Origin of the sequence: Streptococcus mitis, from assembly GCF_003942695.1 — a bacterium.
In the GTDB taxonomy this organism is placed as follows: domain Bacteria; phylum Bacillota; class Bacilli; order Lactobacillales; family Streptococcaceae; genus Streptococcus; species Streptococcus mitis_BD.
Window position 1 is genome coordinate 279,817 of the sequence record NZ_RJNU01000002.1, and the last position, 22,348, is coordinate 302,164.

At 42.3% G+C, this 22,348-nt stretch carries 22 protein-coding genes and 1 tRNA gene; 18 read left to right on the top strand and 5 right to left on the bottom strand.

The window, feature by feature from the left end; translation table 11 throughout:
* The first annotated feature begins 35 nt into the window (after window positions 1–35).
* Window positions 36–1,292 (top strand): diaminopimelate decarboxylase, encoded by a 1,257-nt coding sequence (locus D8852_RS02620; RefSeq protein WP_125425123.1) that lies wholly within the window; start codon window positions 36–38, stop codon window positions 1,290–1,292.
* A gap of 117 nt (window positions 1,293–1,409) precedes the next feature.
* Entirely contained in the window at window positions 1,410–2,204 is a 795-nt protein-coding gene (gene pflA / locus D8852_RS02625) for a pyruvate formate-lyase-activating protein (protein WP_061418174.1), read from the top strand.
* A 74-nt stretch (window positions 2,205–2,278) separates the two neighbouring features.
* Here the strand turns inward: pflA and yidC are convergent, their stop codons facing one another.
* Together yidC and D8852_RS02635 are read right to left on the bottom strand one after the other, a co-directional pair.
* Window positions 2,279–3,199 (bottom strand): membrane protein insertase YidC, encoded by a 921-nt coding sequence (gene yidC / locus D8852_RS02630; protein ID WP_125425145.1) that lies wholly within the window; start codon window positions 3,197–3,199, stop codon window positions 2,279–2,281.
* 77 nt (window positions 3,200–3,276) lie between these two features.
* Window positions 3,277–3,555, bottom strand: coding sequence for an acylphosphatase (locus D8852_RS02635; protein WP_038804579.1), 279 nt, complete (start codon window positions 3,553–3,555; stop codon window positions 3,277–3,279).
* Window positions 3,556–3,588: 33 nt separating this feature from the next.
* Here D8852_RS02635 and D8852_RS02640 point away from each other — a divergent pair, with 33 nt between their 5' ends.
* The 11 genes from D8852_RS02640 (at window position 3,589) to D8852_RS02690 (ending at window position 12,377) form a co-directional block, all read left to right on the top strand.
* Complete coding sequence (locus D8852_RS02640) at window positions 3,589–4,329, top strand: TrmH family RNA methyltransferase (protein WP_125425124.1); 741 nt, start codon at window positions 3,589–3,591, stop codon at window positions 4,327–4,329.
* A gap of 54 nt (window positions 4,330–4,383) precedes the next feature.
* Entirely contained in the window at window positions 4,384–5,067 is a 684-nt protein-coding gene (locus tag D8852_RS02645) for a Bax inhibitor-1/YccA family protein (RefSeq protein ID WP_125425125.1), read from the top strand.
* A 109-nt stretch (window positions 5,068–5,176) separates the two neighbouring features.
* Complete coding sequence (gene asnA, locus D8852_RS02650) at window positions 5,177–6,169, top strand: aspartate--ammonia ligase (RefSeq protein WP_000747987.1); 993 nt, start codon at window positions 5,177–5,179, stop codon at window positions 6,167–6,169.
* 64 nt (window positions 6,170–6,233) lie between these two features.
* Window positions 6,234–6,773 carry a 16S rRNA (guanine(966)-N(2))-methyltransferase RsmD gene (rsmD, locus tag D8852_RS02655; RefSeq protein WP_038804574.1) on the top strand — a complete coding sequence of 180 codons (540 nt, stop codon included), beginning with the start codon at window positions 6,234–6,236 and terminating at the stop codon, window positions 6,771–6,773.
* Window positions 6,763–7,251, top strand: a complete 489-nt coding sequence (gene coaD / locus D8852_RS02660) for a pantetheine-phosphate adenylyltransferase (protein WP_038804573.1) — start codon at window positions 6,763–6,765, stop codon at window positions 7,249–7,251. Before rsmD ends, coaD begins: the two co-directional genes overlap by 11 nt.
* Entirely contained in the window at window positions 7,235–8,272 is a 1,038-nt protein-coding gene (locus D8852_RS02665; protein WP_000730768.1) for a SepM family pheromone-processing serine protease, read from the top strand. The genes coaD and D8852_RS02665 overlap by 17 nt, the downstream gene beginning before the upstream one ends.
* A 55-nt stretch (window positions 8,273–8,327) precedes the next feature.
* Window positions 8,328–8,558, top strand: a complete 231-nt coding sequence (locus tag D8852_RS02670) for a DUF1146 family protein (RefSeq protein WP_080563327.1) — start codon at window positions 8,328–8,330, stop codon at window positions 8,556–8,558.
* 22 nt (window positions 8,559–8,580) lie between these two features.
* On the top strand, window positions 8,581–9,861 hold the full coding sequence (murA, locus tag D8852_RS02675; RefSeq protein WP_125425126.1) for a UDP-N-acetylglucosamine 1-carboxyvinyltransferase: 1,281 nt from the start codon (window positions 8,581–8,583) through the stop codon (window positions 9,859–9,861).
* Complete coding sequence (locus tag D8852_RS02680; protein WP_000791880.1) at window positions 9,851–10,042, top strand: DNA-directed RNA polymerase subunit beta; 192 nt, start codon at window positions 9,851–9,853, stop codon at window positions 10,040–10,042. The genes murA and D8852_RS02680 overlap by 11 nt, the downstream gene beginning before the upstream one ends.
* A 40-nt stretch (window positions 10,043–10,082) precedes the next feature.
* Complete coding sequence (locus D8852_RS02685) at window positions 10,083–10,907, top strand: DNA/RNA non-specific endonuclease (RefSeq protein WP_125425127.1); 825 nt, start codon at window positions 10,083–10,085, stop codon at window positions 10,905–10,907.
* 138 nt (window positions 10,908–11,045) lie between these two features.
* Entirely contained in the window at window positions 11,046–12,377 is a 1,332-nt protein-coding gene (locus D8852_RS02690; protein ID WP_125425128.1) for a hemolysin family protein, read from the top strand.
* A gap of 151 nt (window positions 12,378–12,528) precedes the next feature.
* Here the strand turns inward: D8852_RS02690 and D8852_RS02695 are convergent.
* Window positions 12,529–12,599 (bottom strand) — tRNA-Cys (locus tag D8852_RS02695).
* 304 nt (window positions 12,600–12,903) lie between these two features.
* On the opposite strand from D8852_RS02695, the gene D8852_RS02700 reads away from it, so the two are divergent.
* From D8852_RS02700 to D8852_RS02720, 5 genes are all read left to right on the top strand, one after another.
* Window positions 12,904–14,883: a peptide ABC transporter substrate-binding protein gene (locus tag D8852_RS02700; protein WP_125425129.1), complete on the top strand. Its 1,980-nt coding sequence runs from the start codon at window positions 12,904–12,906 to the stop codon at window positions 14,881–14,883.
* Window positions 14,884–14,949: 66 nt separating this feature from the next.
* On the top strand, window positions 14,950–16,446 hold the full coding sequence (locus D8852_RS02705) for an ABC transporter permease (protein ID WP_125425130.1): 1,497 nt from the start codon (window positions 14,950–14,952) through the stop codon (window positions 16,444–16,446).
* A complete protein-coding gene (gene oppC, locus D8852_RS02710) occupies window positions 16,446–17,372 on the top strand; it encodes an oligopeptide ABC transporter permease OppC (RefSeq protein WP_000103934.1) in 927 nt (308 codons plus the stop codon). Before D8852_RS02705 ends, oppC begins: the two co-directional genes overlap by 1 nt.
* 8 nt (window positions 17,373–17,380) lie before the next feature.
* On the top strand, window positions 17,381–18,448 hold the full coding sequence (locus D8852_RS02715) for an ABC transporter ATP-binding protein (protein WP_125425131.1): 1,068 nt from the start codon (window positions 17,381–17,383) through the stop codon (window positions 18,446–18,448).
* A gap of 10 nt (window positions 18,449–18,458) precedes the next feature.
* On the top strand, window positions 18,459–19,388 hold the full coding sequence (locus D8852_RS02720) for an ATP-binding cassette domain-containing protein (RefSeq protein WP_001291308.1): 930 nt from the start codon (window positions 18,459–18,461) through the stop codon (window positions 19,386–19,388).
* A gap of 88 nt (window positions 19,389–19,476) precedes the next feature.
* On the opposite strand, the gene D8852_RS02725 is transcribed toward D8852_RS02720, so the two are convergent.
* Entirely contained in the window at window positions 19,477–20,916 is a 1,440-nt protein-coding gene (locus tag D8852_RS02725) for a TrkH family potassium uptake protein (RefSeq protein ID WP_125425132.1), read from the bottom strand.
* 3 nt (window positions 20,917–20,919) lie between these two features.
* Window positions 20,920–22,269 carry a Trk system potassium transporter TrkA gene (trkA, locus tag D8852_RS02730; RefSeq protein WP_061418132.1) on the bottom strand — a complete coding sequence of 450 codons (1,350 nt, stop codon included), beginning with the start codon at window positions 22,267–22,269 and terminating at the stop codon, window positions 20,920–20,922.
* Window positions 22,270–22,348: the final 79 nt, after the last annotated feature.

Here is a 22,348-nt window from a genome sequence, read left to right on the forward strand (position 1 = left end):
CAGCCTTTCTTTGCAAACAGAATAGAGGGAAGCTTATGAAAACACCATTTATCAGCCGTGAAGATTTAGAAACAATTGTTGCAGAGTTCCCGACTCCTTTTCACTTGTATGATGAGAAGGGGATTCGTGAAAAAGCAAGAGCCGTCAACCAGGCCTTTTCTTGGAATAAGGGATTCAAAGAATATTTTGCCGTCAAGGCTACTCCAACCCCAGCCATCTTGAAAATTCTCAAAGAGGAAGGTTGTGGTGTGGATTGCTCTAGTTATGTAGAGCTCTTGATGAGCCATAAACTGGATTTTCCCGGTTCTGAAATCATGTTCTCATCGAACAACACGCCAGACAAGGAATATGCTTATGCGCGTGAATTGGGTGCGACCATTAACTTGGATGCCTTTGAAGACATTGAACATCTGGAGCGAGCTGCAGGTATCCCAGAAATCATTTCTTGTCGTTACAATCCAGGCGGAGTCTTTGAATTGGGAACAGACATCATGGACAATCCTGGGGAAGCCAAGTTTGGTATGACCAAGGCTCAGCTTTTTGAAGCCTTTGCTATTTTGAAGGAAAAAGGAGCCAAGACATTTGGGATTCACTCCTTCCTAGCATCCAATACCGTCACCCATCTCTACTACCCAGAGTTGGCGCGTCAGCTTTTTGAATTAGCCGTTGAAATCAAGGAAAAGTTGGGTATTTCACTAGACTTTATCAATCTTTCCGGCGGAATCGGAGTCAATTACCGCCCAGACCAGGAGCCAAATGACATCGCTATGATTGGTGAGGGTGTCCGTGAGGTTTATGAAGAAGTCCTCACACCTGCAGGTCTTGGTCAGGTCAAGATTTTCACTGAATTGGGCCGTTTTATGCTGGCACCGCATGGAGTTCTCGTCACCAAAGTAACTCATAAAAAGAAAACCTACCGTACCTATCTGGGTGTGGATGCCTCGGCAGTCAATCTTATGCGCCCAGCCATGTACGGTGCCTATCATCATATAAGCAATCTGACTCATCCAGATGAACCTGTTGAGGTGGTAGACGTGGTCGGTTCACTCTGTGAAAACAATGATAAATTTGCAGTGAACCGCGAACTACCTCATACAGAAATCGGTGATTTACTGGTGATTCATGATACAGGTGCACATGGATTCTCCATGGGTTACCAGTACAATGCCAAACTACGCTCGGCAGAAATTCTCTATACCGAAGAAGGAAAAGCCCGCCAAATCCGCCGTGCAGAGCGCCCTGAGGACTATTTTGCAACCTTGTATGGTTTTGATTTTGAACCCGATCATTAAAAAAATGAAAATGAAAGTGAAAAACAGATTGCTTTCTAAAAAATAGACAAAAATCTTGTTTTTCCCTCAAGTCGTGATATAATAAAACTATAAAACGGTTTCAAGGAAGGTGACGATATGTCTGAAGAAACAATTGACTATGGACAAGTGACAGGAATGGTGCATTCGACAGAGAGTTTTGGGGCGGTAGATGGCCCTGGGATTCGTTTTATTGTCTTTTTGCAGGGCTGTCACATGCGTTGCCAGTACTGCCATAACCCTGATACATGGGCTATGGAGACCAATAAATCACGCGAACGGACAGTAGACGATGTTTTGACCGAAGCCCTTCGCTATCGTGGCTTCTGGGGAGACAAGGGAGGAATTACTGTCAGTGGTGGAGAGGCTCTCTTGCAGATTGATTTCTTGATTGCCTTTTTTACCAAGGCTAAGGAAAAAGGAATCCACTGCACCTTGGACACCTGTGCCCTTCCTTTCCGTAACACACCACGTTATCTCGAAAAGTTTAATAAACTCATGGCTGTGACAGATTTGGTTCTCTTGGATATCAAGGAAATCAACGAAGAACAGCACAAGATTGTAACCAGCCAGACCAATAAAAACATCTTGGCCTGTGCCCGGTACCTATCAGATATCGGGAAGCCTGTTTGGATTCGCCATGTGCTGGTTCCAGGCTTAACAGACAGAGATGATGACTTGATCGAACTCGGTAAATTCGTCAAAACCCTCAAAAACGTTGACAAGTTTGAAATCCTACCTTATCATACGATGGGAGAATTCAAGTGGCGTGAACTTGGGATTCCATATTCGCTCGAAGGTGTCAAACCTCCAACAGCAGACCGTGTTAAGAATGCCAAGGAATTGATGGATACAGAAAGTTACCAAGACTACATGAAACGTGTTCATGGATAAAAAGGAGCCTGATGGAAACATCGGGCTTTTGTGATACATAAAAAGCCTAGCCTTTCAGCTAAGCTTTTTGAGTCTTATCTAGATCGTTGTTTGCCAGAGTTGCGGTTTTTCTTTTTCTTATTGGTTGTGATCGCTTGAGCCTGCTTAGGAGTCACATCTTTTCTTACTCCTGCAGTAGAACTTGCTTTTGGAGGGTTCTTTTCGTATTCTTCGCGTACTTTTTGACGAAGTTTTGGACGAACGACATAGTTGACGATAAATTGTTGGAGAATCATCATGAAACCACCGACAACCCAGTAAAGTGTGACACTGGCTGGTGAGAAGAGGGAGAAGATAACAATCATGAGTGGGCTCATGTAGATCATTTTCTTAAGTTGTTCTCTTTGCATCTCATCTTCTACTCCATGAAGCGAGAGGAGAGATTGGATGTAGTAAAGAATACCTGCAAAGGCTACGAGGAGCATGCTTGGTGAGCCTAGTTCGATACCGAGAAAGCTAGATCCTGCGACCCCTTCAGTATGTTGGGCTGCAAAGTAGATAGCAGAGAAGAAAGGCATTTGGAGCAAGATAGGGAAACATCCGACGCCTCCTAGCATGCTGATACCATGTTCTTTTTGGGCGGCAAAGAGGGCTTGTTGAGCCTCAAGTTTTTCTTCTTGAGTTGTTGCTTCTTTTAGACGTGTTTGATGTGGTTCAAGCACGTGTTTGAGGGCGTTCATCTTTTCAGAGTGAAGCGTCGCCTTCCACGATTGGTAGATACCGAGCGGCAAGATAATCAAACGCACGATAATGGTGACGATGATAATCCCCATCCCAAAACCAAGTCCCATATCATTAGCAAAGTATTTGATGGCCTCTGCCATAGGCGCTCCGATGGTGTTCCAGATAAATCCAGTCGGTTCTCCAGTCGTTTTATCAACAGAAACACAGCCTGTCAAGATAAGTAGCATAGCCACTCCCATAGCAGAGAGGGCAAAACGTTTAATAGATTTCAATGTTTTCATTCCTTCTTTAAAAATTATACCTTTCTATTCTACTGTTTTTTTGTAAAATATACAATAGTTCTGGAGACCTAATTTGCGACTTTGAAGTCCGAATAGGATGAAAAGTTGCTCATTTGTACATCTAGATAGGTGACTTTTGAAAAAGGTGTCGGACCTTTGCGGATTTCTTGGATAAATTTTGCCATAGTGGCAGAGGAGTCTGTCTGAGCAAGAATTTCCACTGTGCCATCGTCATTATTCCAGACACGACCAGTGATGCCACCGATTTCAAGCGCTAGAGTATAAACGCCCCAGCGAAAACCAACACCCTGCACCCTACCTTGGGCAATCATTCTAACCTTTTGCATACCAAACCCCTTTGATTGTGTTATAATATTTCTATGACTATTATAACCTCAAAAGCCAATTCTGTGGTAAAAAATGCCAAGAAATTGCATCAAAAAAAATATCGAAAGTCTGCTTATTTGATTGAGGGCTGGCACTTGTTTGAAGAAGCTGTTCAAGCAGGAGTGACGATTGAGAAGATTTTTGCCCTAGAAAGTTACCGAGATCAGTTAGCCACTTTTCCTCAAACTGTCTGGGTTTCAGAGGAGATTTTGCGGGACTTGGCAGATACGCAAACCCCTCAAGGCATTGTCGCAGTTATTCAAAAAGAAGAAATGGGACAGCCTGATCTTCGTCAGGGAAAGTTTCTATTTTTAGAAGATGTCCAAGACCCTGGGAATGTTGGCACCATGATTCGGACTGCGGATGCGGCCGGTTTCACAGGGGTCATTGTTTCAGACAAGTCAGCAGATGTATACAGTCTCAAGACTCTGCGTTCCATGCAAGGAAGTCATTTTCATTTGCCCATCTATCGTATGCCTGTTGCCACCTTTGTAGAAGGGGCTAAAAAGAGTGACTTGCCCATTCTGGCAACGACCTTATCGAGAGATTCAAAGGATTATCGTGAGCTTTCTCCCCTAGAAGACTTTGTTTTAGTTATGGGAAATGAAGGACAGGGGATTAGTTCTGTCATGGCTGAGAGTGCTGATCAGCTGGTTCATATAAGCATGAAAGGTCGAGCAGAAAGTCTCAACGTGGCAGTTGCAGCAGGCATTTTGATGTTTTATTTCAGCTAATTTATAAAATCTTTGTTATAATCAAGACATATTTATAGAAAAAGGAGAATCAGAATGAATCAAACAATTATTCAAGAACGTTCAGGTCTCAATCAATTTTACGCTAAGGTTTACGCCTTTGTGGGACTTGGGATTGGTCTATCAGCTCTCGTGTCAGCTTTGATGTTGACGGTCTTTCAGACTCAATTGGTCTACTTTTTAATGCATGGTCGTCTCTGGTTGATGATTGCAACTTTTGCAGAACTTGGTCTGGTCTTTGTTGCGAGTAGCATGGCTGCAAAAAATAGTCCAGCAGCTCTCCCAGTATTTTTAGTTTATTCTGTTTTAAATGGCTTTACGCTGAGTTTCGTCGTAGCCTTCTATACACCTGGGACCGTCTTATCAGCCTTTGTATCCAGTGCCCTTCTCTTCTTTGTCATGGCGGCAATCGGAATTTTCACCAAGAAAGATTTGAGTGGAATGGGCCGAGCTTTGATGGCGGCGCTTGTTGGTCTCATCATTGCCATGGTTGTGAATCTATTTTTAGCCAATAGTTTCTTTGACTACATGATTAGTATTGCCATGGTCTTGGTTTTCTCAGGTTTGATTGCTTGGGACAACCAAAAGATTCGCTATGTTTATGAGCAGTCACGAGGACAAGTCGCGACAGGTTGGGTCATTTCAATGGCTCTCAGTATCTATCTAGACTTTATCAACCTCTTCCTTAGCATTTTACGTATCTTTGGTCGAAACGATTAATGAATGACAAAGTCAGTGTTCCAAAGAGCACTGACTTTTTCTTATTTACTCTTTTCTTTTCTTGGAAATAGGTGTATAATGCTTTTAACTAATTTTTGAGGAGCCGTTTATGAAGAAAAGCTTTATTCATCAGCAAGAAGAAATTTCTTTTGTTAAAAACACCTTTACCCAGTATTTGAAAGATAAACTAGAAGTCGTGGAAGTTCAGGGACCTATCTTGAGTAAGGTCGGCGATGGGATGCAGGACAACCTGTCCGGTGTCGAACATCCAGTATCTGTCAAGGTTTTGCAGATTCCAGATGAAACCTATGAAGTCGTTCACTCACTTGCCAAATGGAAACGCCACACCTTGGCTCGTTTTGGTTTCGGTGAAGGTGAGGGTCTGTTTGTTCACATGAAGGCTCTTCGTCCAGACGAAGATTCGTTGGATGCGACCCACTCTGTTTATGTGGACCAGTGGGACTGGGAGAAGGTGATTCCAAATGGTCAACGCAATATCGCCTATCTCAAAGAAACTGTTGAAAAGATTTACAAGGCTATCCGTCTGACAGAGCTAGCCGTAGAAGCCCGCTACGATATCGAATCCATCTTGCCAAAACAAATCACCTTCATCCATACAGAAGAGTTGGTGGAACGCTATCCAGATTTGACACCGAAAGAGCGTGAAAATGCAATCTGTAAAGAGTTCGGTGCAGTCTTCTTGATTGGTATTGGTGGTGAGTTGCCTGACGGGAAACCTCATGATGGCCGTGCACCTGACTACGATGACTGGACAACAGAGTCTGAGAATGGCTACAAAGGGTTGAATGGCGATATTCTAGTTTGGAACGAATCTCTTGGTTGTGCCTTTGAACTTTCTTCTATGGGGATTCGGGTAGATGAAGATACACTTCGTCGCCAAGTGGCTCTTACAGGAGACGAAGATCGTCTGGAGTTGGAATGGCATAAAGCCCTGCTTAACGGCCTTTTCCCACTGACAATCGGTGGGGGTATCGGACAGTCTCGGATGGCCATGTTCCTTCTTCGCAAGAAACACATCGGAGAGGTTCAGACCAGTGTTTGGCCGCAAGAAGTCCGCGACACTTACGAAAATATCTTGTAGGGAATCGAACCGTAAGGTTCGGTTTTCTTTCTCTTTTTTTCCATAATTTGGTATAATAAACGGTATGAAAATCGTATCAGGAATCTACAGAGGGCGTCCCCTCAAGACGCTAGAAGGCAAGACGACTAGGCCGACATCAGATAAGGTGCGTGGAGCTATCTTTAACATGATTGGTCCTTATTTTGAGGGTGGTCATGTCTTGGATCTTTATGCAGGCAGTGGCGGTCTGTCTATTGAAGCTGTGTCAAGAGGCATGTCCCATGCTGTTTTAGTAGAACGGGATCGAAAGGCACAAGCTGTCATCACTGAAAATATCCAGATGACCAAGGAAGTTTCTAAATTTCAGCTCTTAAAGATGGAAGCTGAACGGGCCTTGGAGCAAGTGACAGGTCCCTTTGATCTGGTCTTTTTAGACCCTCCCTATGCAAAAGAACAAATCGTTGCAGATATCGAAAAAATGGCAGAAAGGAATCTCTTCTCCCAAGAGGTCATGGTCGTCTGCGAAACCGATAAGTCTGTAGAACTCCCAGAAGAAATCGCCTGCTTAGGCATCTGGAAGGAAAAAATATATGGGATTAGTAAGGTGACAGTTTATGTCAGATAAAATTGGATTATTTACAGGATCATTTGATCCGATGACAAATGGACATCTGGATATCATTGAACGTGCCAGCAAACTCTTTGATAAGCTCTATGTCGGGGTTTTCTACAATCCCCACAAACAAGGTTTTCTCCCTGTTGAAAATCGCAAACGAGCAGTTGAAAAAGCCCTAGCGCATTTAGAAAATGTAGAGGTCATGGCTTCTCATGACCAATTAGTTGTTGATGTTGCAAGAAAACTGGGAGCTAAAACTCTTGTCCGTGGCTTGCGGAATGCCGCAGACTTGCAATATGAGGCTAGTTTTGATTACTACAATCATCAACTGGCTCCAGAGATTGAGACTGTCTACCTACATAGTCGCCCAGAGCATCTCTATATCAGCTCGTCAGCCATGAGAGAGCTCCTGAAGTTTGGTCAGGAGATTCGGCAATATGTCCCAAACAGTGTTGTGGAGGAATTAGAACATGAAGAAAAAAACTAGATGGCCCTTATATGTCATCCTAGCACTAGTATTGACTTTTTTAGCCTTTGTAGTACCTTTACCATACTACATAGAAGTTCCAGGTGGAGCGGAAGATATTCGTCAAGTTTTGAAAGTCAATGAAACAGAAGATACAGAAGCAGGGGCCTACCAGTTTGTAACAGTCGGTATTCGGCATGCAACCCTGTCGCATCTTGTCTATGCTTGGCTGACTCCATTTACGGATATTAGAAGCGCTCAGGAGACAACGGGTGGTTCTACTGATGCAGAGTTTATGCGGATCAATCAGTTCTACATGCAAACATCCCAAAATATGGCCAAGTATCAAGGTTTGAAGACGGCTGGTAAAGATATCGAACTCAAGTATCTAGGAGTTTATGTCTTAACTGTGACGGATAATTCAACTTTTAAGGGTATTCTGAATATTGCAGATACAGTGACGGCTGTTAATGATAAGACCTTTGACAGTTCCAAAGACTTGATTGATTATGTCAACTCTCAAAAACTAGGGGATCCAGTCAAGGTAACCTACGAAGAAGACGGAAGAGTCAAGACTGCTGAAGGTAAAATTATCACTCTTGAAAACGGGAAAAACGGGATTGGGATTGGTTTAATTGACCGTACGGAAGTGACCAGTGATGTTCCAATTCGCTTTTCAACAGCTGGTATCGGGGGGCCAAGTGCCGGTCTTATGTTTAGTCTCGCTATTTACACCCAGATAGCAGATCCAGGACTTCGTAATGGTCGCATCGTTGCGGGAACGGGAACCATTGATCGCGATGGAAATGTTGGCGACATCGGTGGAATTGACAAAAAAGTGGTTGCAGCCTCTCGTCAGGGAGCCAATGTCTTTTTTGCTCCTGACAATCCAGTCACCGAGGAAGCAAAAAAAGCGGATCCCAATGCGAAAAGCAACTATGAAACAGCCCTAGAAGCTGCTAAAACGATCAAAACAGAGATGAAAATCGTTCCCGTAAAAACCTTACAAGATGCGATTGATTACCTTAAAAACAATCCCTAATTCGTAGAAAAATCGAAAACTGGCGCGCAAGCGGATAAGATGGTATAATAGTCAAATGGTTCAATTATTATTCACTCTAAGTAGTCATATACTCTTTATTTATTTGAGTTTTTACCTTTTGAAGGATCTTGTGAGATGGGAAAAGGTTTTAAAAGTGACCGCTACTAACACAAAAAAAGTTCGTTTGTTAGTAGGCTTCTTTAGTATTGTAATGGGCTACATCTTGAGTTCATTCTTTATCAGTTTGTACCAACTGTGGCAAGAAGCGCTTATAGGACTGTTATAAAATCAAAAGTAAAGGAAAAACTATGGAAAAAATTGTGGTTCAAGGCGGAGATAATCGTCTGGTCGGGAGTGTGACGATTGAGGGAGCAAAGAATGCCGTCTTACCCTTGTTGGCAGCGACTATTCTAGCAAGCAAGGGTAAGACAGTCTTGCAAAATGTCCCAATCTTGTCAGATGTTTTCACCATGAATCAAGTGGTTCGAGGTCTGAATGCCAAGGTGGACTTTGATGAGGAAGGTCATGTTATCGAAGTCGATGCGACTGGTGATATCACGGAGGAAGCTCCGTATAAGTATGTCAGTAAGATGCGGGCATCTATCGTGGTCTTGGGACCAATCCTTGCTCGTGTAGGCCATGCCAAGGTATCCATGCCAGGTGGTTGTACCATTGGGAGCCGTCCAATCGACCTCCACCTCAAAGGTTTGGAAGCTATGGGGGCAAAGATCAGCCAGACAGCTGGTTACATTGAAGCCAAGGCGGAACGCCTGCACGGCGCTCATATCTACATGGATTTTCCTAGTGTAGGCGCAACACAAAACCTGATGATGGCAGCGACTTTAGCTGACGGTGTGACAGTGATTGAAAATGCTGCGCGTGAGCCCGAAATTGTTGACCTCGCTATTCTCCTTAATGAAATGGGGGCCAAGGTCAAGGGAGCCGGTACCGAAACAATCACAGTGACTGGTGTCGAGGAGCTCCATGGTACGACCCACAATGTCGTACAGGATCGTATCGAAGCTGGGACCTTTATGGTAGCGGCAGCTATGACTGGTGGAGATGTCCTCATTCGAGATGCAGTCTGGGAGCATAATCGCCCCTTGATTGCCAAACTTCTTGAAATGGGAGTTGAGGTGACGGAGGAGTCGGAAGGTATTCGTGTCCGTTCTCAACTGGAAAATCTCAAGGCTGTTCATGTAAAAACCTTGCCACACCCAGGATTTCCAACAGATATGCAGGCACAATTTACAGCGCTGATGACAGTCGTAAAAGGGGAATCCACCATGGTGGAAACGGTGTTTGAGAATCGCTTCCAACACTTAGAGGAAATGCGCCGTATGGGCTTGCATTCGGAGATTATCCGTGATACAGCCCGTATTGTTGGGGGACAGGCTTTACAGGGGGCAGAAGTTCTATCAACGGACCTTCGCGCTAGTGCTGCTTTGATTTTGACAGGTCTGGTGGCGCAGGGAGAAACAGTTGTTGGTAAGTTAGTCCACCTTGATAGAGGTTACTACCGTTTCCATGAGAAGTTAGCTCATCTAGGAGCGAAGATTCAGCGGATTGAGGTTAAGGATGAAGAATAAAAACATACGTTATGTACTCCGTCGCTTACTGTTGATTTTTATCGTACTCTTGCTGGGATTCCTCGCTTTAGGAATCGGCTTGATGATCGGCTATGGTATCCTCGGAAAGGGACAGGATCCATGGGCGATTTTGTCTCCAGCGAAATGGCAAGAATTGATTAGTAAATTTACAGGAAATTAGACTGGGAAACCAGTCTTTTTCTAAAGAAATAAGGAGAAAAATGGACAAAAAAACAAGACAAGCTCTGATAGGGTTGCTTATATTCTTACTATTGGCTGCTGGAAGCTACTACATTAAGCAGATGCAGACAGCACCAAACACCCCTAGAACAAAGGTCAGTCAGAAAAAACAAGCTTCAGAAGCTCCCAGTCAGGAGTTGGCTGAAAGTGTCTTAACTGAGTCGATCAAAAACCAAATTAAAGGTGATCTCGAGTGGAATGGAGCAGGGGCCTTTGTCGTTAATGGTAATAAAACCAATCTAGATGCCAAGGTTTCTAGCAAACCCTATGCGGATAATAAAACAAAACCAGTCGGGAAAGAGACCGTCCCAACTGTTGCCAATGCCCTCTTATCTAAAGCTACTCGTCAGTACAAAAATCGTGAAGAAACAGGCAACGGATCGACCTCTTGGACGCCACCAGGATGGCACCAGGTTAAAAATCTAAAGGGAGCCTATACACATGCAGTCGATAGAGGGCATTTGCTGGGCTATGCCTTAATAGGTGGTTTGGATGGTTTTGATGCCTCTACCAGCAATCCCAAGAACATTGCAGTCCAGACAGCTTGGGCAAACCAAGCACAGGCTGAGGATTCGACAGGGCAGAACTACTATGAGAGTTTGGTCAGAAAAGCCTTGGACCAAAATAAGAGGGTTCGTTACCGCGTGACACTTCACTATGCGACAAATGAGGACCTAGTTCCATCCGCTTCACAAATTGAAGCCAAGTCTTCGGATGGCGAATTGGAATTCAACGTCCTGATCCCAAATGTTCAAAAGGGTATCCAGCTTGATTACCGAACAGGTCAAGTCACAGTGACAAACTAGAAACAATCTGCAAAAGAACAAAATCGCTCCCTTGACCGTCATTGATAAGGGAGCGATTGTATAAATTAGAAAATAATGTGATTCCTACGCTAATTTGTGATATAATGGAACACAAGATACTATTTTAGGAGAAGGACTATGGAAGACCCGAGCAGTCAGAATTTGTTGCTACAGTTTGTATTATTATTTATCTTGACCTTGTTAAATGCTTTTTTCTCAGCCACTGAAATGGCGATGGTGTCACTAAACCGTGCCCGAGTAGAGCAAAAGGCAGAAGAAGGAGACAAAAGTTATATCCGTTTGTTAAAGGTACTTGAAAATCCTAATCACTTTTTATCAACGATTCAAGTCGGTATCACCTTGATTACGATCTTGTCAGGGGCCAAATTGGCGGATACCCTTGGACAAGTGATCGCATCTTGGATGGGAAGCGGAGAGACGGCTTACGCCATTGCAAGTTTCCTCTCTTTGGCATTCTTGACCTATATCTCCATTGTTTTTGGTGAACTCTATCCTAAGCGGATCGCCCTCAATCTGAAAGATGCTTTGGCGATTCGAACAGCACCAATTATTATTGGTCTTGGAAAGATTGTAAGTCCCTTTGTCTGGCTGTTATCTGCTTCAACTAATTTGTTGAGCCGTTTGACACCAATGACCTTTGATGATGCTGATGAAAAGATGACACGTGATGAAATAGAGTACATGCTCACCAATAGTGAAGAAACACTGGATGCAGATGAGATTGAAATGCTACAGGGAATCTTTTCTCTAGATGAACTGATGGCTCGTGAGCTAATGGTGCCTCGTACCGATGCCTTTATGGTAGATATTCAGGATGACAGTCAAACGATTATCCAAAGTATTTTGAAGCAAAATTTCTCACGTATTCCTGTTTATGATGGGGATAAGGACAATGTGATTGGTTTGATTCATACCAAGCGTTTGCTAAACGCTGCTTATGCAGATGGCTTTGAAAATATTGTCTGGAAGCGAATCCTCCAAACGCCACTATTTGTGCCTGAGACTATCTTTGTGGATGACCTCCTTAAAGAGCTTCGAAATACCCAAAATCAAATGGCTATCTTACTAGACGAATACGGTGGTATGGCTGGTTTGGTAACTCTGGAAGATCTCCTAGAGGAAATCGTCGGCGAAATTGATGATGAAACGGACAGGGCAGAAATCGAAGTCCATCAAATCGGTGAGGATACCTATATTGCACAAGGAACCATGAATCTTAACGACTTCAACGACTACTTTGGCGTTGAACTAGAAAGCGATGATGTGGATACTATCGCCGGTTATTATTTGACGGGTGTTGGAACGATTCCAACAACTGAAAAAATCAGTTATGAACTGGTCAGTCAAAATAAGCAGATCGTCTTGACCAATGATAAGGTAAAAAATGGACGTGTTACCAAGGTAAAAGTTCAAATCACAGAACTAGAACCCGAAGAAGAAACTGAGTAAAACAGTGATTTTCGTCACTGTTTTTCATTCGCCCTAAATTCGCCCCAAAAGATTTTCAAAGTTATCCTTATTTTTATCCGAAGAAAAAAACAAAAAAGCCCGATTTTACGGACTTTTCATTCGGTTAATTCCTGTTATTTCAGGTACTGAAAGGCGGTAGACGGATTTGAACCGACGATCAAGCTTTTGCAGAGCCGTGCCTTACCACTTGGCTATACCGCCTCAACGTTTAATATTATACCTTGAAAATGATTCTACGTCAATAGTTTCTTATTCTAAAATCCAATTTAGAAGATTGCCCTTTCTGATTGGATGGAAAAATGGGGAGAGAAAATCTGAAAATCAGGCTTTATAGAGCCTTAACTTCCCTTTTGATTCTATAGATAGCAAACAAAGAATAGAAAAATTTGATAAGTGAAAGTTTTTTGTGGTTACACGCCTAAATATTCTGAAAATTCGTTTACTTTTTGAGAAATCTATGGTATAATTGACAATAAGCCTAAATTTTTTAAGAGGAGTTACATACATGAAAAAAAGTAGAGTATTTGTTACAGCAGGGATTGCTTTGCTGGCAACTGGCGTTCTCGCTGCTTGTGGTTCTTCAAAATCATCTGATTCAACAGCTCCAAAATCCTATGGTTATGTTTATTCAGCTGATCCAGAAACATTGGATTACCTCATTTCAGGGAAACAAAGTACCAAAATTGCCACTTCAAATGGTATCGATGGTCTCTTTACAAATGATAAATATGGGAATTTGACTCCTGCAGTTGCAGAAGACTGGTCAGTCTCAAAAGATGGGTTGACTTATACCTACAAGATTCGTAAAGGTGTCAAATGGATGACATCAGATGGCGAAGAGTATGCTGAAGTGACAGCTAAAGACTTCGTAAATGGCTTGAAACACGCAGCTGATAACAAGTCTGAAGCACTTTATCTAGCAGAAGATTCAGTTAAAGGTCTAGCTGACTATAAAGCTGGAAACAATAAAGACTTTTCTTCAGTAGGTGTGAAAGCAGTTGACGATTATACACTTGAGTATACTTTGAACAAACCCGAACCATACTGGAATTCTAAGATGGCTTATTCAATCTTCTGGCCATTGAACGAAGAATTTGAAAAATCAAAAGGATCTGACTTTGCTAAAGCGACTGACCCTACATCATTGCTTTACAATGGACCATTCTTGCTGAAAGGTTTGACTGCTAAGTCTTCTATCGAGTTCGCTAAAAATGAACAATACTGGGATAAAGACAATGTTCATCTTGATAAAGTAACACTTGCTTACTATGATGGTTCAGACCAAGAGTCTATTGAACGTAACTTTACAAGTGGAGCTTATAGCTATGCCCGTCTTTACCCAACAAGTTCAAACTACTCTAAAGTAGAAGAAACCTACAAGGAAAATATCTTCTACACCCCATCAGGACCTGGTGTTGGTGGTTTGGGTGTGAATATTGACCGCCAAGGTTACAAATACACTTCTAAGACAACTGACGAAGAGAAGACTTCTACTAAGAAAGCCCTTCTTAACAAGGACTTCCGTCAAGCCTTGAACTTTGCCTTTGACCGTACGTCTTACTCAGCTCAAGTAAATGGTAAAGAAGGTGCTCCTCGTGCCGTTCGTAACCTCTTTGTAAAACCTGACTTTGTCTCTGCTGGCGAAAAAACTTTCGGTGACTTGGTGACTGATAAGATGGCTACTTACGGTGATGAATGGAAGAACGTAAACTTTGCTGATGGTCAAGATGGACTCTTCAACGCCGATAAAGCCAAAGCTGAATTTGCGAAAGCCAAAACAGCATTGGAAGCAGAAGGTGTAAAATTCCCTATCCATTTGGATGTTCCAGTAGACCAAACAGCTAAAAACTATATCGCACGTATTCAATCCTTCAAACAATCCGTTGAAACAGTGCTTGGTGAAGGCAATGTAGTTATCGATATCCAACAAGTTTCTAAAGATGAGTTTACTAATATTACCTACTATGCGGCGAATGCAGCAGCAGAAGATTGGGATCTCTCAGGAGCAGTTGCATGGAACCCAGACTATGAAGATCCGTCAACTTACCTTGATATCTTGAAAACAACGAATGCTGAACAAACAAAAACATACATGGGTTACGAAGGTGCAGATAACGCTGCGGCGGCTCAAGTTGGTTTGAAAGAATACGATAAGCTAGTTGATGAAGCTGCTAAAGAAACAAGCGATTTGAATGTTCGTTATGAAAAATACGCGGCTGCTCAAGCTTGGTTGACAGATAGCTCACTCTTCTTGCCAGCTATGTCATCAAGTGGTGCTGCACCATTCATTTCTCGTGTTGTACCATTCACAGCATCATACAGCCAGTCTGGAGATAAGGGCTCAGATGTATACTTCAAGTATATTCAGTTACAAGACAAGGTTGTAACCAAGGCTGACTATGAACAAGCTCGTGAGAAATGGCTCAAAGAGAAAAAAGAATCAAACGAAAAAGTTCAAAAAGAATTGGCTAATCACGTTAAATAAATAACTCTCAAGAGAACTTTCTCTCCATGAGGAGAAGGTTCTTTTGGGATTTTAAAAGGAAACGATATGAAGAAATATATTTTTATGCGTGTATTGCGTTCATTGGTGTCTATCTTCTTGGTGACAACCTTGACCTACACGATTATCTATACGATGGTTCCTCGAAAACTGATTTTCAAGCAGGATACCAACTATAACAAGATTGCAACGACGCCAGATAAACGGGATAACTATGAAAATACCGTTTATGAGCGGATGGGCTACATCGAGTACTACGATACCAAGGAGTTGCAAGAAAAAGCGAGCACAATGGACTCATCTGTAACAGTGGATGCCAATGAGACTAACAAGGCAATCTACGAAAAATACATCAACCAACTCGGTAATGGTTGGACGCTCGGTGTATTCTCAGAAAGTGGTCAATTCTATGCTACGCGTGAAATTCCGATTTTTGAACGTGTTTTCAAATTCTACTCGAACTTGCTCGACATTGATCATACAAACAAGATTCAAGACCCTGAAAATCCAAACTTGGAACGTTATCTTCGTTTTGAAAATGACCCTGCTATCGGTTGGTCATTGGTTGGTTCAGGTACAAAACATAAATATCTTTTGTATTTCAATAGTCAATTTCCATTTGTACACCAAAACTTTGTGAACATTAACTTGGGTGACTCTTACCCAACTTATGCAAACACACCAGTGCTTCAAGTTATCACACAGGGTCAGGGACAAACCAAGACATCAGAAGTTCAATTCCCTACGGGTAAAAAGACTTCCTCTGTAGATATTTACTCTCGTACCTACAAATCTCCAAGTCAAGCAGATGCGCGTGAGGTAGCTAACTATGGTAAAGACGATCCATATACAGCTACAGAAAGCAATTATCAATATCCATCAATGATTGCAAGCTCGGCTGTTGCTGGTTTGATTGGTTTGATTATTTCTTATGCTATCGCAATTCCTCTTGGATCTGCTATGGCTCGCCACAAGAATACTTGGATTGACAGCTTCTCGACAGGTGCTCTAACCTTCTTGCTTGCCCTTCCAACGATCGCTTTGGTTTACATAGTGCGCTTGATTGGATCATCTATTGGTTTACCTGATTCATTCCCTATCTTGGGGGCGGGAGATTGGCGTTCCTACGTCTTGCCAGCAGTTATTCTAGGTTTGTTGGGTGCGCCAAGTACAGCTATCTGGATCCGTCGTTACATGATCGACTTGCAATCTCAGGACTTTGTACGTTTTGCTCGTGCAAAAGGACTGTCTGAAAAAGAAATTTCAAATAAACACATCTTTAAAAATGCCATGGTTCCTTTGGTTTCAGGTATTCCTGGTGCCGTAATCGGGGTTATTGGTGGTGCAACATTGACAGAAACAGTCTTCGCCTTCCCAGGTATGGGTAAAATGTTGATTGACTCTGTTAAGGCATCAAACAACTCAATGGTAGTTGGTCTTGTCTTCATCTTCACATGTATTTCTATCTTCTCACTCTTTGTAGGAGATATCTGGATGACCATGCTTGACCCACGTATTAAATTGACAGAGAAAGGAGGCAAATAATGTCAACAATCGGAAAAGAAAAATTTCAGTTCGTAAAACGTGACGATTTTGCCTCTGAAACAATTGATGCTCCTGCCTATTCATACTGGGGTTCTGTATTTAGACAGTTTCTAAAGAAAAAATCAACAGTCTTTATGCTAGGAATTTTGGTTGCCATTATCTTGATGAGCTTTATTTACCCAATGTTCTCAGATTTTGACTTCAACGATGTAAGTAAGGTCAATGACTTCTCTGCTCGTTTTATCAAGCCCAATGCTGAGCATTGGTTTGGTACAGATAGCAATGGTAAATCCTTGTTTGATGGGGTTTGGTTTGGGGCGCGTAACTCTATCCTCATCTCTGTCATTGCCACTTTTATCAACCTTGTGATTGGGGTTATTGTTGGTGGAATTTGGGGAATTTCAAAATCCGTTGACCGCGTCATGATGGAAGTTTATAACATTATTTCAAACATCCCATCACTCTTGATTGTCATCGTCTTGACTTACTCAATTGGTGCTGGTTTCTGGAATTTGATTTTTGCCATGAGTGTGACAACTTGGATTGGGATTGCTTATATGATTCGTATCCAAATCATGCGTTACCGTGACTTGGAATACAACCTCGCTTCACAAACACTTGGAACACCAACCTTTAAAATCATTGTTAAAAACATCATGCCGCAATTGGTATCTGTTATTGTTTCTACAATGACCTTGATGTTGCCAAGCTTCATCTCTTATGAAGCCTTCCTTTCCTTCTTTGGATTGGGATTGCCTGTAACAGTACCAAGTTTGGGACGTTTGATCTCAGATTACTCACAAAACGTTACGACCAACGCTTACTTATTCTGGATTCCATTGACAACCTTGATCTTGGTATCCCTATCTCTTTTCGTTGTTGGTCAAAACCTAGCGGATGCTAGTGATCCACGTACACATAGATAGGAGTAGACATGACAAAAGAAAGTAATGTAATTTTGACTGCTCGTGATATTGTCGTGGAATTTGACGTTCGTGACAAAGTTCTGACGGCTATCCGAGGAGTTTCTCTGGACCTGATTGAAGGAGAAGTTCTTGCCTTGGTAGGTGAGTCTGGTTCTGGTAAATCTGTTTTAACAAAAACCTTTACAGGGATGTTAGAAGACAATGGACGTATTGCCCAAGGAAGCATCGACTATCGTGGACAAGACTTGACTGCTCTTACTTCTAACAAGGAATGGGAGAAGATTCGTGGTGCTAAAATTGCGACCATCTTCCAAGACCCTATGACAAGTTTGGATCCAATCAATACAATCGGTAGCCAAATCACTGAAGTGATCATTAAACACCAAGGGAAAACAGCTAAGGAAGCCAAAGAGATGGCAATCGACTATATGAACAAGGTCGGAATCCCAGATGCTGAAAAACGTTTTGAAGAGTATCCTTTCCAATATTCTGGAGGGATGCGCCAACGTATCGTTATTGCGATTGCCCTTGCCTGTCGTCCAGATATCTTGATCTGTGACGAGCCAACAACGGCCCTTGATGTAACCATTCAAGCGCAAATCATTGATTTGCTTAAAACCTTGCAAAATGAGTACCACTTTACCATTATCTTTATCACCCATGACCTTGGTGTGGTAGCAAGTATTGCCGATAAGGTAGCGGTTATGTATGCTGGGGAAATTGTAGAATACGGTACTGTTGAGGAAGTCTTCTACGATCCACGTCATCCATACACTTGGAGTCTCTTGTCTAGCTTGCCACAGCTTGCTGATGATAAAGGGGAATTGTACTCTATCCCAGGAACACCACCGTCTCTTTATACTGAGTTGAAAGGTGATGCCTTTGCCCTTCGTTCAGATTATGCGATGCAAATTGACTTTGAACAGAAAGCACCTAAGTTTTCAGTCACTGATACCCACTGGGCTAAGACTTGGTTGCTTCATGAGAATGCTCCTAAAGTTGAAAAACCTGGAGTCATTGCAGATTTGCATGACAAGATTCGTGATAAAATGGGCTTTGCTCATCTAGAAGACTAGGAGGAAGGAAATGTCTGAAAAATTAGTAGAAATTAAAGATTTAGAAATTTCCTTCGGTGAAGGAAGTAAGAAGTTTGTCGCGGTTAAAAACGCCAACTTCTTTATCAACAAGGGAGAAACCTTCTCTCTTGTTGGTGAGTCTGGTAGTGGGAAAACAACGATTGGTCGTGCCATTATTGGTCTAAATAATACTAGTAAAGGTGAGATCATCTTTGATGGTCATAAAATTAATGGGAAAAAATCTCATAAGGAATCATCAGACTTGATCCGTCGTATCCAGATGATTTTCCAGGACCCTGCAGCTAGCTTGAATGAGCGTGCAACAGTTGACTATATTATCTCTGAAGGTCTTTACAACTACCATTTGTTCAAAGATGAAGAAGATCGAAAAGAAAAAGTTCAAAAGATGATTCATGAAGTTGGGCTTTTGAAAGAACACTTGACCCGTTACCCACACGAGTTTTCTGGTGGTCAACGTCAGCGTATCGGGATTGCCCGTGCTCTTGTGATGGAGCCTGATTTCGTTATTGCGGATGAACCAATTTCAGCCTTGGACGTATCAGTGCGTGCGCAAGTCTTAAACTTGCTCAAGAAGTTCCAAAAAGAGTTGGGCTTGACCTATCTCTTTATCGCGCATGACTTGTCAGTTGTTCGCTTTATCTCAGATCGTATCGCGGTTATCTATAAGGGAGTTATTGTCGAAGTGGCGGAGACAGAGGAGTTGTTTAACAATCCTGTTCACCCATACACTCAAGCACTTCTATCTGCTGTACCGATTCCAGATCCAATCTTGGAACGCAAGAAGGTCTTGAAAGTTTACGATCCTGACCAACATGACTATGAGACCGACAAGCCATCTATGGTAGAAATTCGTCCAGGTCACTATGTTTGGGCCAATCAAGCAGAACTTGCTCGTTACAAGAAAGCTCTTAAAGAATAAACAAATTAGGAGAGGACCGAAAGGTCTTCTCCTTTTTAATAGAAAAATTCCCCTTCTACGAACTTGTAAAAGGGGGATTGTATTATCATTAGCGTTTAGACCAAGTGCGTTTCATAAAGAGTAGCAAAATGGGGTATATCTCTAAGCGACCTGCGATCATTGCAAAGGAGAGGAGGATTTTAGAGATGGGACTAAAGATGGAAAAACTCGAGGTTGTACCTAGAATAGGTCCGATATTGTTAAAACAGCTGAAGACTGCACTGGTTACGACTAGAAAATCATTGCTATCAAGACTGACGATAAAGATGAGAGAGAGAATAATCATCATATAGATAGCAAAATATTTCAGAATTTTGTGCTGGGTATCCTTATCAATCACAGTTTTATTGACGTGTAGAGTCAAAACACGGTGAGGAGATAAAGTGGACAAAATCTGATTTTTTGCGATTTTAGAGAGGATAAGTCCTCTGATCACCTTAAGACCACCTGCAGTTGAGCCTGCTGATCCACCGATTCCCATGAGGAAGAGGAGGATAAATTGGGAGAAGAGGGGCCAGTTGGTAATATCTCCGTAACCAAAACCTGTTGTCGTGATGATATTGGAAACTTGGAAGAAGGCCATTTCAACACTTTTAGAGACACCTTGGTAGAGGTGGAGGCTGTTGAGGGTAATCAAGCCTGTAGACACTAGGACAATAATCACATAAGCCCGCAGTTCTTCATCTCCAAAGAAGGCCTTGACCCGACGGAGCATAAGGAAGTAATACAGGTTAAAATTGACTCCGAAAACTAGAACGCCAAAACTGACAAGATAGGTAATTAGGGAACTACCGTAGTGAGCAATTCCGTCGTTATAGACGGTAAAGCCTCCTGTTCCCGCTGTTCCCATAGCGATGACAAAGCTATCAAACAAGGGCATACCTGCTAGATAGTAGATGACAACAAATAGGGAGAAGAGCCCTAGGTAAAGTAGATAGAGGATCTGAGCAGTATTTTTCAGTTTGGATACAACCTTACCAAAGACAGGACCAGGGACCTCTGCCTTCATCACCTCTAAGTGACTATTCTTAGCATTGTCCATAATGGCAAGTGCGAAAACAAGCACCCCCATCCCTCCGATCAAGTGGGTAAAACTTCGCCAGAAGAGGAGGGAACGACTGAGAACTGAAACATCGTTCAGAATAGTTGCTCCTGTAGTCGTAAATCCAGAACTGATTTCAAAGAAGGCATCGATGACGCTTGGGATTTGTCCTGAAAAGACAAAAGGGAGGCCACCAAAGAAAGACCAGAGAATCCAACAGAGGGCAACAATTAAGACCCCTTCCTTGGCGTAAATCCGTTGATTTTTCGGTTTTCGTAAAACGCCAAGACCACCAAGAAGGACTAAAATTCCAATCGTAGAAAAGAGAGCGATAAATACTTGACTGGATTCTTGGTAATAGGTTGCTACACCAACAGGTACTAGAAGGAGAACAGCCTCAATCAAGAGAAGTTTTGAGAGGAGGTAACGAATCATACTTTTATTCATTTTTTACCTCTCAATCAAATCATAAATCTTGGTGATGTTTGGCAATAAGGTCGTCACGAGTAACTTGTCTCCCACCTCAAGCATATCCTCTCCAGTAGGGAAGATTGTTTTTCCTTTTCGGATAATGGCTGCGATGAGAACACCTTTTTTTAATTTTAGATGCGAAAGTGGCTTGGCAGTCATTTTATTAGCTTCCTTGATATGGAATTGCAGGGTTTCAATTTGGCCATTTGCAAGATGGTGCATGGCTTGAAGGTCTGAGTATTGGGCGTTTACCCGACCACGGATAAAGTGCATAATGGTATCCACTGCGATGATTTTCGGCGTGATGATACTTGAAAAATCAGGCGCATGGATAATCTCTAGAAGACTAGTTCGGTTGACCTTGGTGATATTTTTCTGGACACCAACACGGTCAAGGAACATGGAGGTGATGATGTTTTCCTCGTCAACCCCAGTTAAGGTTGCGACCGCATCGTAGCTAGGAGCACTTTCTTCCAGTAAGATGTCCTTAGCAGTTCCATCTCCTTGTACGATATAGAGATTTGGGAATTTTTCACTAAAGAAACGAGCTCTTTCAGGATTGATCTCGATAACCTTGGTATCAATGCGACTGTCTTTTAAAATGCCAAGTAGATAATAAGCGATTTTTCCAGCTCCAACGATAAGCAAGCTTTTCACTGCACGCGATTTGAAATAGTTGTGGAAAAGCATCATATCTACACGATTTCCCGTAACAAAAATCCGATCCTTGTCCTGGATGGTAACATCACCACTTGGAATCATGAGTTGATGGTCTCTTTCCATAGCACAGACAATGATGTTGCCAAATTTTTTACGGAAGTCTGAGATTGGCATTTGACAAAGGCCGCTAGAATCTTTGATAACAAACTCCATCAGGCTGACACGACCTCCAGCAAAACGCTCAACTGAGAGGGCATTAGGGAAATCGATGATATTTGAGATGGCACGGGCTGCTAAGAGTTCTGGGTTAACGATAAGTGAAAATCCAAGAATATTTTTCTCTTTAAAATAGGCATTAGAGTATTCAGGATTTCGCACTCGAACAATGGTTTCTTTGGCGCCCATTTTTTTAGCAAGTACCGCTGAAATCATATTCACTTCATCGTATTCGGTTAGGGCGATAAAGATATCGCACTCTTGAACACCGGCTTGCTCCAAGATGGCAAAGTCAGCACCATTTCCAAGGAGGCCCATGATATCAAAGCGACTGACAATATGGTTAAGTACAGCTTCATTTTGCTCGATGAGAACAACGTCATGGTTTTCCGCTACTAGTGAACGACAGAGGGCAAAACCGACTTTCCCTCCACCAACAAGGACAATTTTCATATAAAAAACCTACTTTTTCATGATGTAACTATCATACCCTTTTTTAGCAAAAAATGCACTTGCCAAGCCGATTTTTAAA

Coding starts and splice junctions, on each gene's coding strand:
- D8852_RS02620 (WP_125425123.1), top strand. CDS start 36: ATGAAAACACCATTTATCAGCCGTGAAGATTTAGAAACAATTGTTGCA.
- pflA (WP_061418174.1), top strand. CDS start 1,410: ATGTCTGAAGAAACAATTGACTATGGACAAGTGACAGGAATGGTGCAT.
- D8852_RS02635 (WP_038804579.1), bottom strand. CDS start 3,555: ATGCAAAAGGTTAGAATGATTGCCCAAGGTAGGGTGCAGGGTGTTGGT.
- D8852_RS02640 (WP_125425124.1), top strand. CDS start 3,589: ATGACTATTATAACCTCAAAAGCCAATTCTGTGGTAAAAAATGCCAAG.
- D8852_RS02645 (WP_125425125.1), top strand. CDS start 4,384: ATGAATCAAACAATTATTCAAGAACGTTCAGGTCTCAATCAATTTTAC.
- asnA (WP_000747987.1), top strand. CDS start 5,177: ATGAAGAAAAGCTTTATTCATCAGCAAGAAGAAATTTCTTTTGTTAAA.
- rsmD (WP_038804574.1), top strand. CDS start 6,234: ATGAAAATCGTATCAGGAATCTACAGAGGGCGTCCCCTCAAGACGCTA.
- coaD (WP_038804573.1), top strand. CDS start 6,763: ATGTCAGATAAAATTGGATTATTTACAGGATCATTTGATCCGATGACA.
- D8852_RS02665 (WP_000730768.1), top strand. CDS start 7,235: ATGAAGAAAAAAACTAGATGGCCCTTATATGTCATCCTAGCACTAGTA.
- D8852_RS02670 (WP_080563327.1), top strand. CDS start 8,328: ATGGTTCAATTATTATTCACTCTAAGTAGTCATATACTCTTTATTTAT.
- murA (WP_125425126.1), top strand. CDS start 8,581: ATGGAAAAAATTGTGGTTCAAGGCGGAGATAATCGTCTGGTCGGGAGT.
- D8852_RS02680 (WP_000791880.1), top strand. CDS start 9,851: ATGAAGAATAAAAACATACGTTATGTACTCCGTCGCTTACTGTTGATT.
- D8852_RS02685 (WP_125425127.1), top strand. CDS start 10,083: ATGGACAAAAAAACAAGACAAGCTCTGATAGGGTTGCTTATATTCTTA.
- D8852_RS02690 (WP_125425128.1), top strand. CDS start 11,046: ATGGAAGACCCGAGCAGTCAGAATTTGTTGCTACAGTTTGTATTATTA.
- D8852_RS02700 (WP_125425129.1), top strand. CDS start 12,904: ATGAAAAAAAGTAGAGTATTTGTTACAGCAGGGATTGCTTTGCTGGCA.
- D8852_RS02705 (WP_125425130.1), top strand. CDS start 14,950: ATGAAGAAATATATTTTTATGCGTGTATTGCGTTCATTGGTGTCTATC.
- oppC (WP_000103934.1), top strand. CDS start 16,446: ATGTCAACAATCGGAAAAGAAAAATTTCAGTTCGTAAAACGTGACGAT.
- D8852_RS02715 (WP_125425131.1), top strand. CDS start 17,381: ATGACAAAAGAAAGTAATGTAATTTTGACTGCTCGTGATATTGTCGTG.
- D8852_RS02720 (WP_001291308.1), top strand. CDS start 18,459: ATGTCTGAAAAATTAGTAGAAATTAAAGATTTAGAAATTTCCTTCGGT.
- D8852_RS02725 (WP_125425132.1), bottom strand. CDS start 20,916: ATGAATAAAAGTATGATTCGTTACCTCCTCTCAAAACTTCTCTTGATT.
- trkA (WP_061418132.1), bottom strand. CDS start 22,269: ATGAAAATTGTCCTTGTTGGTGGAGGGAAAGTCGGTTTTGCCCTCTGT.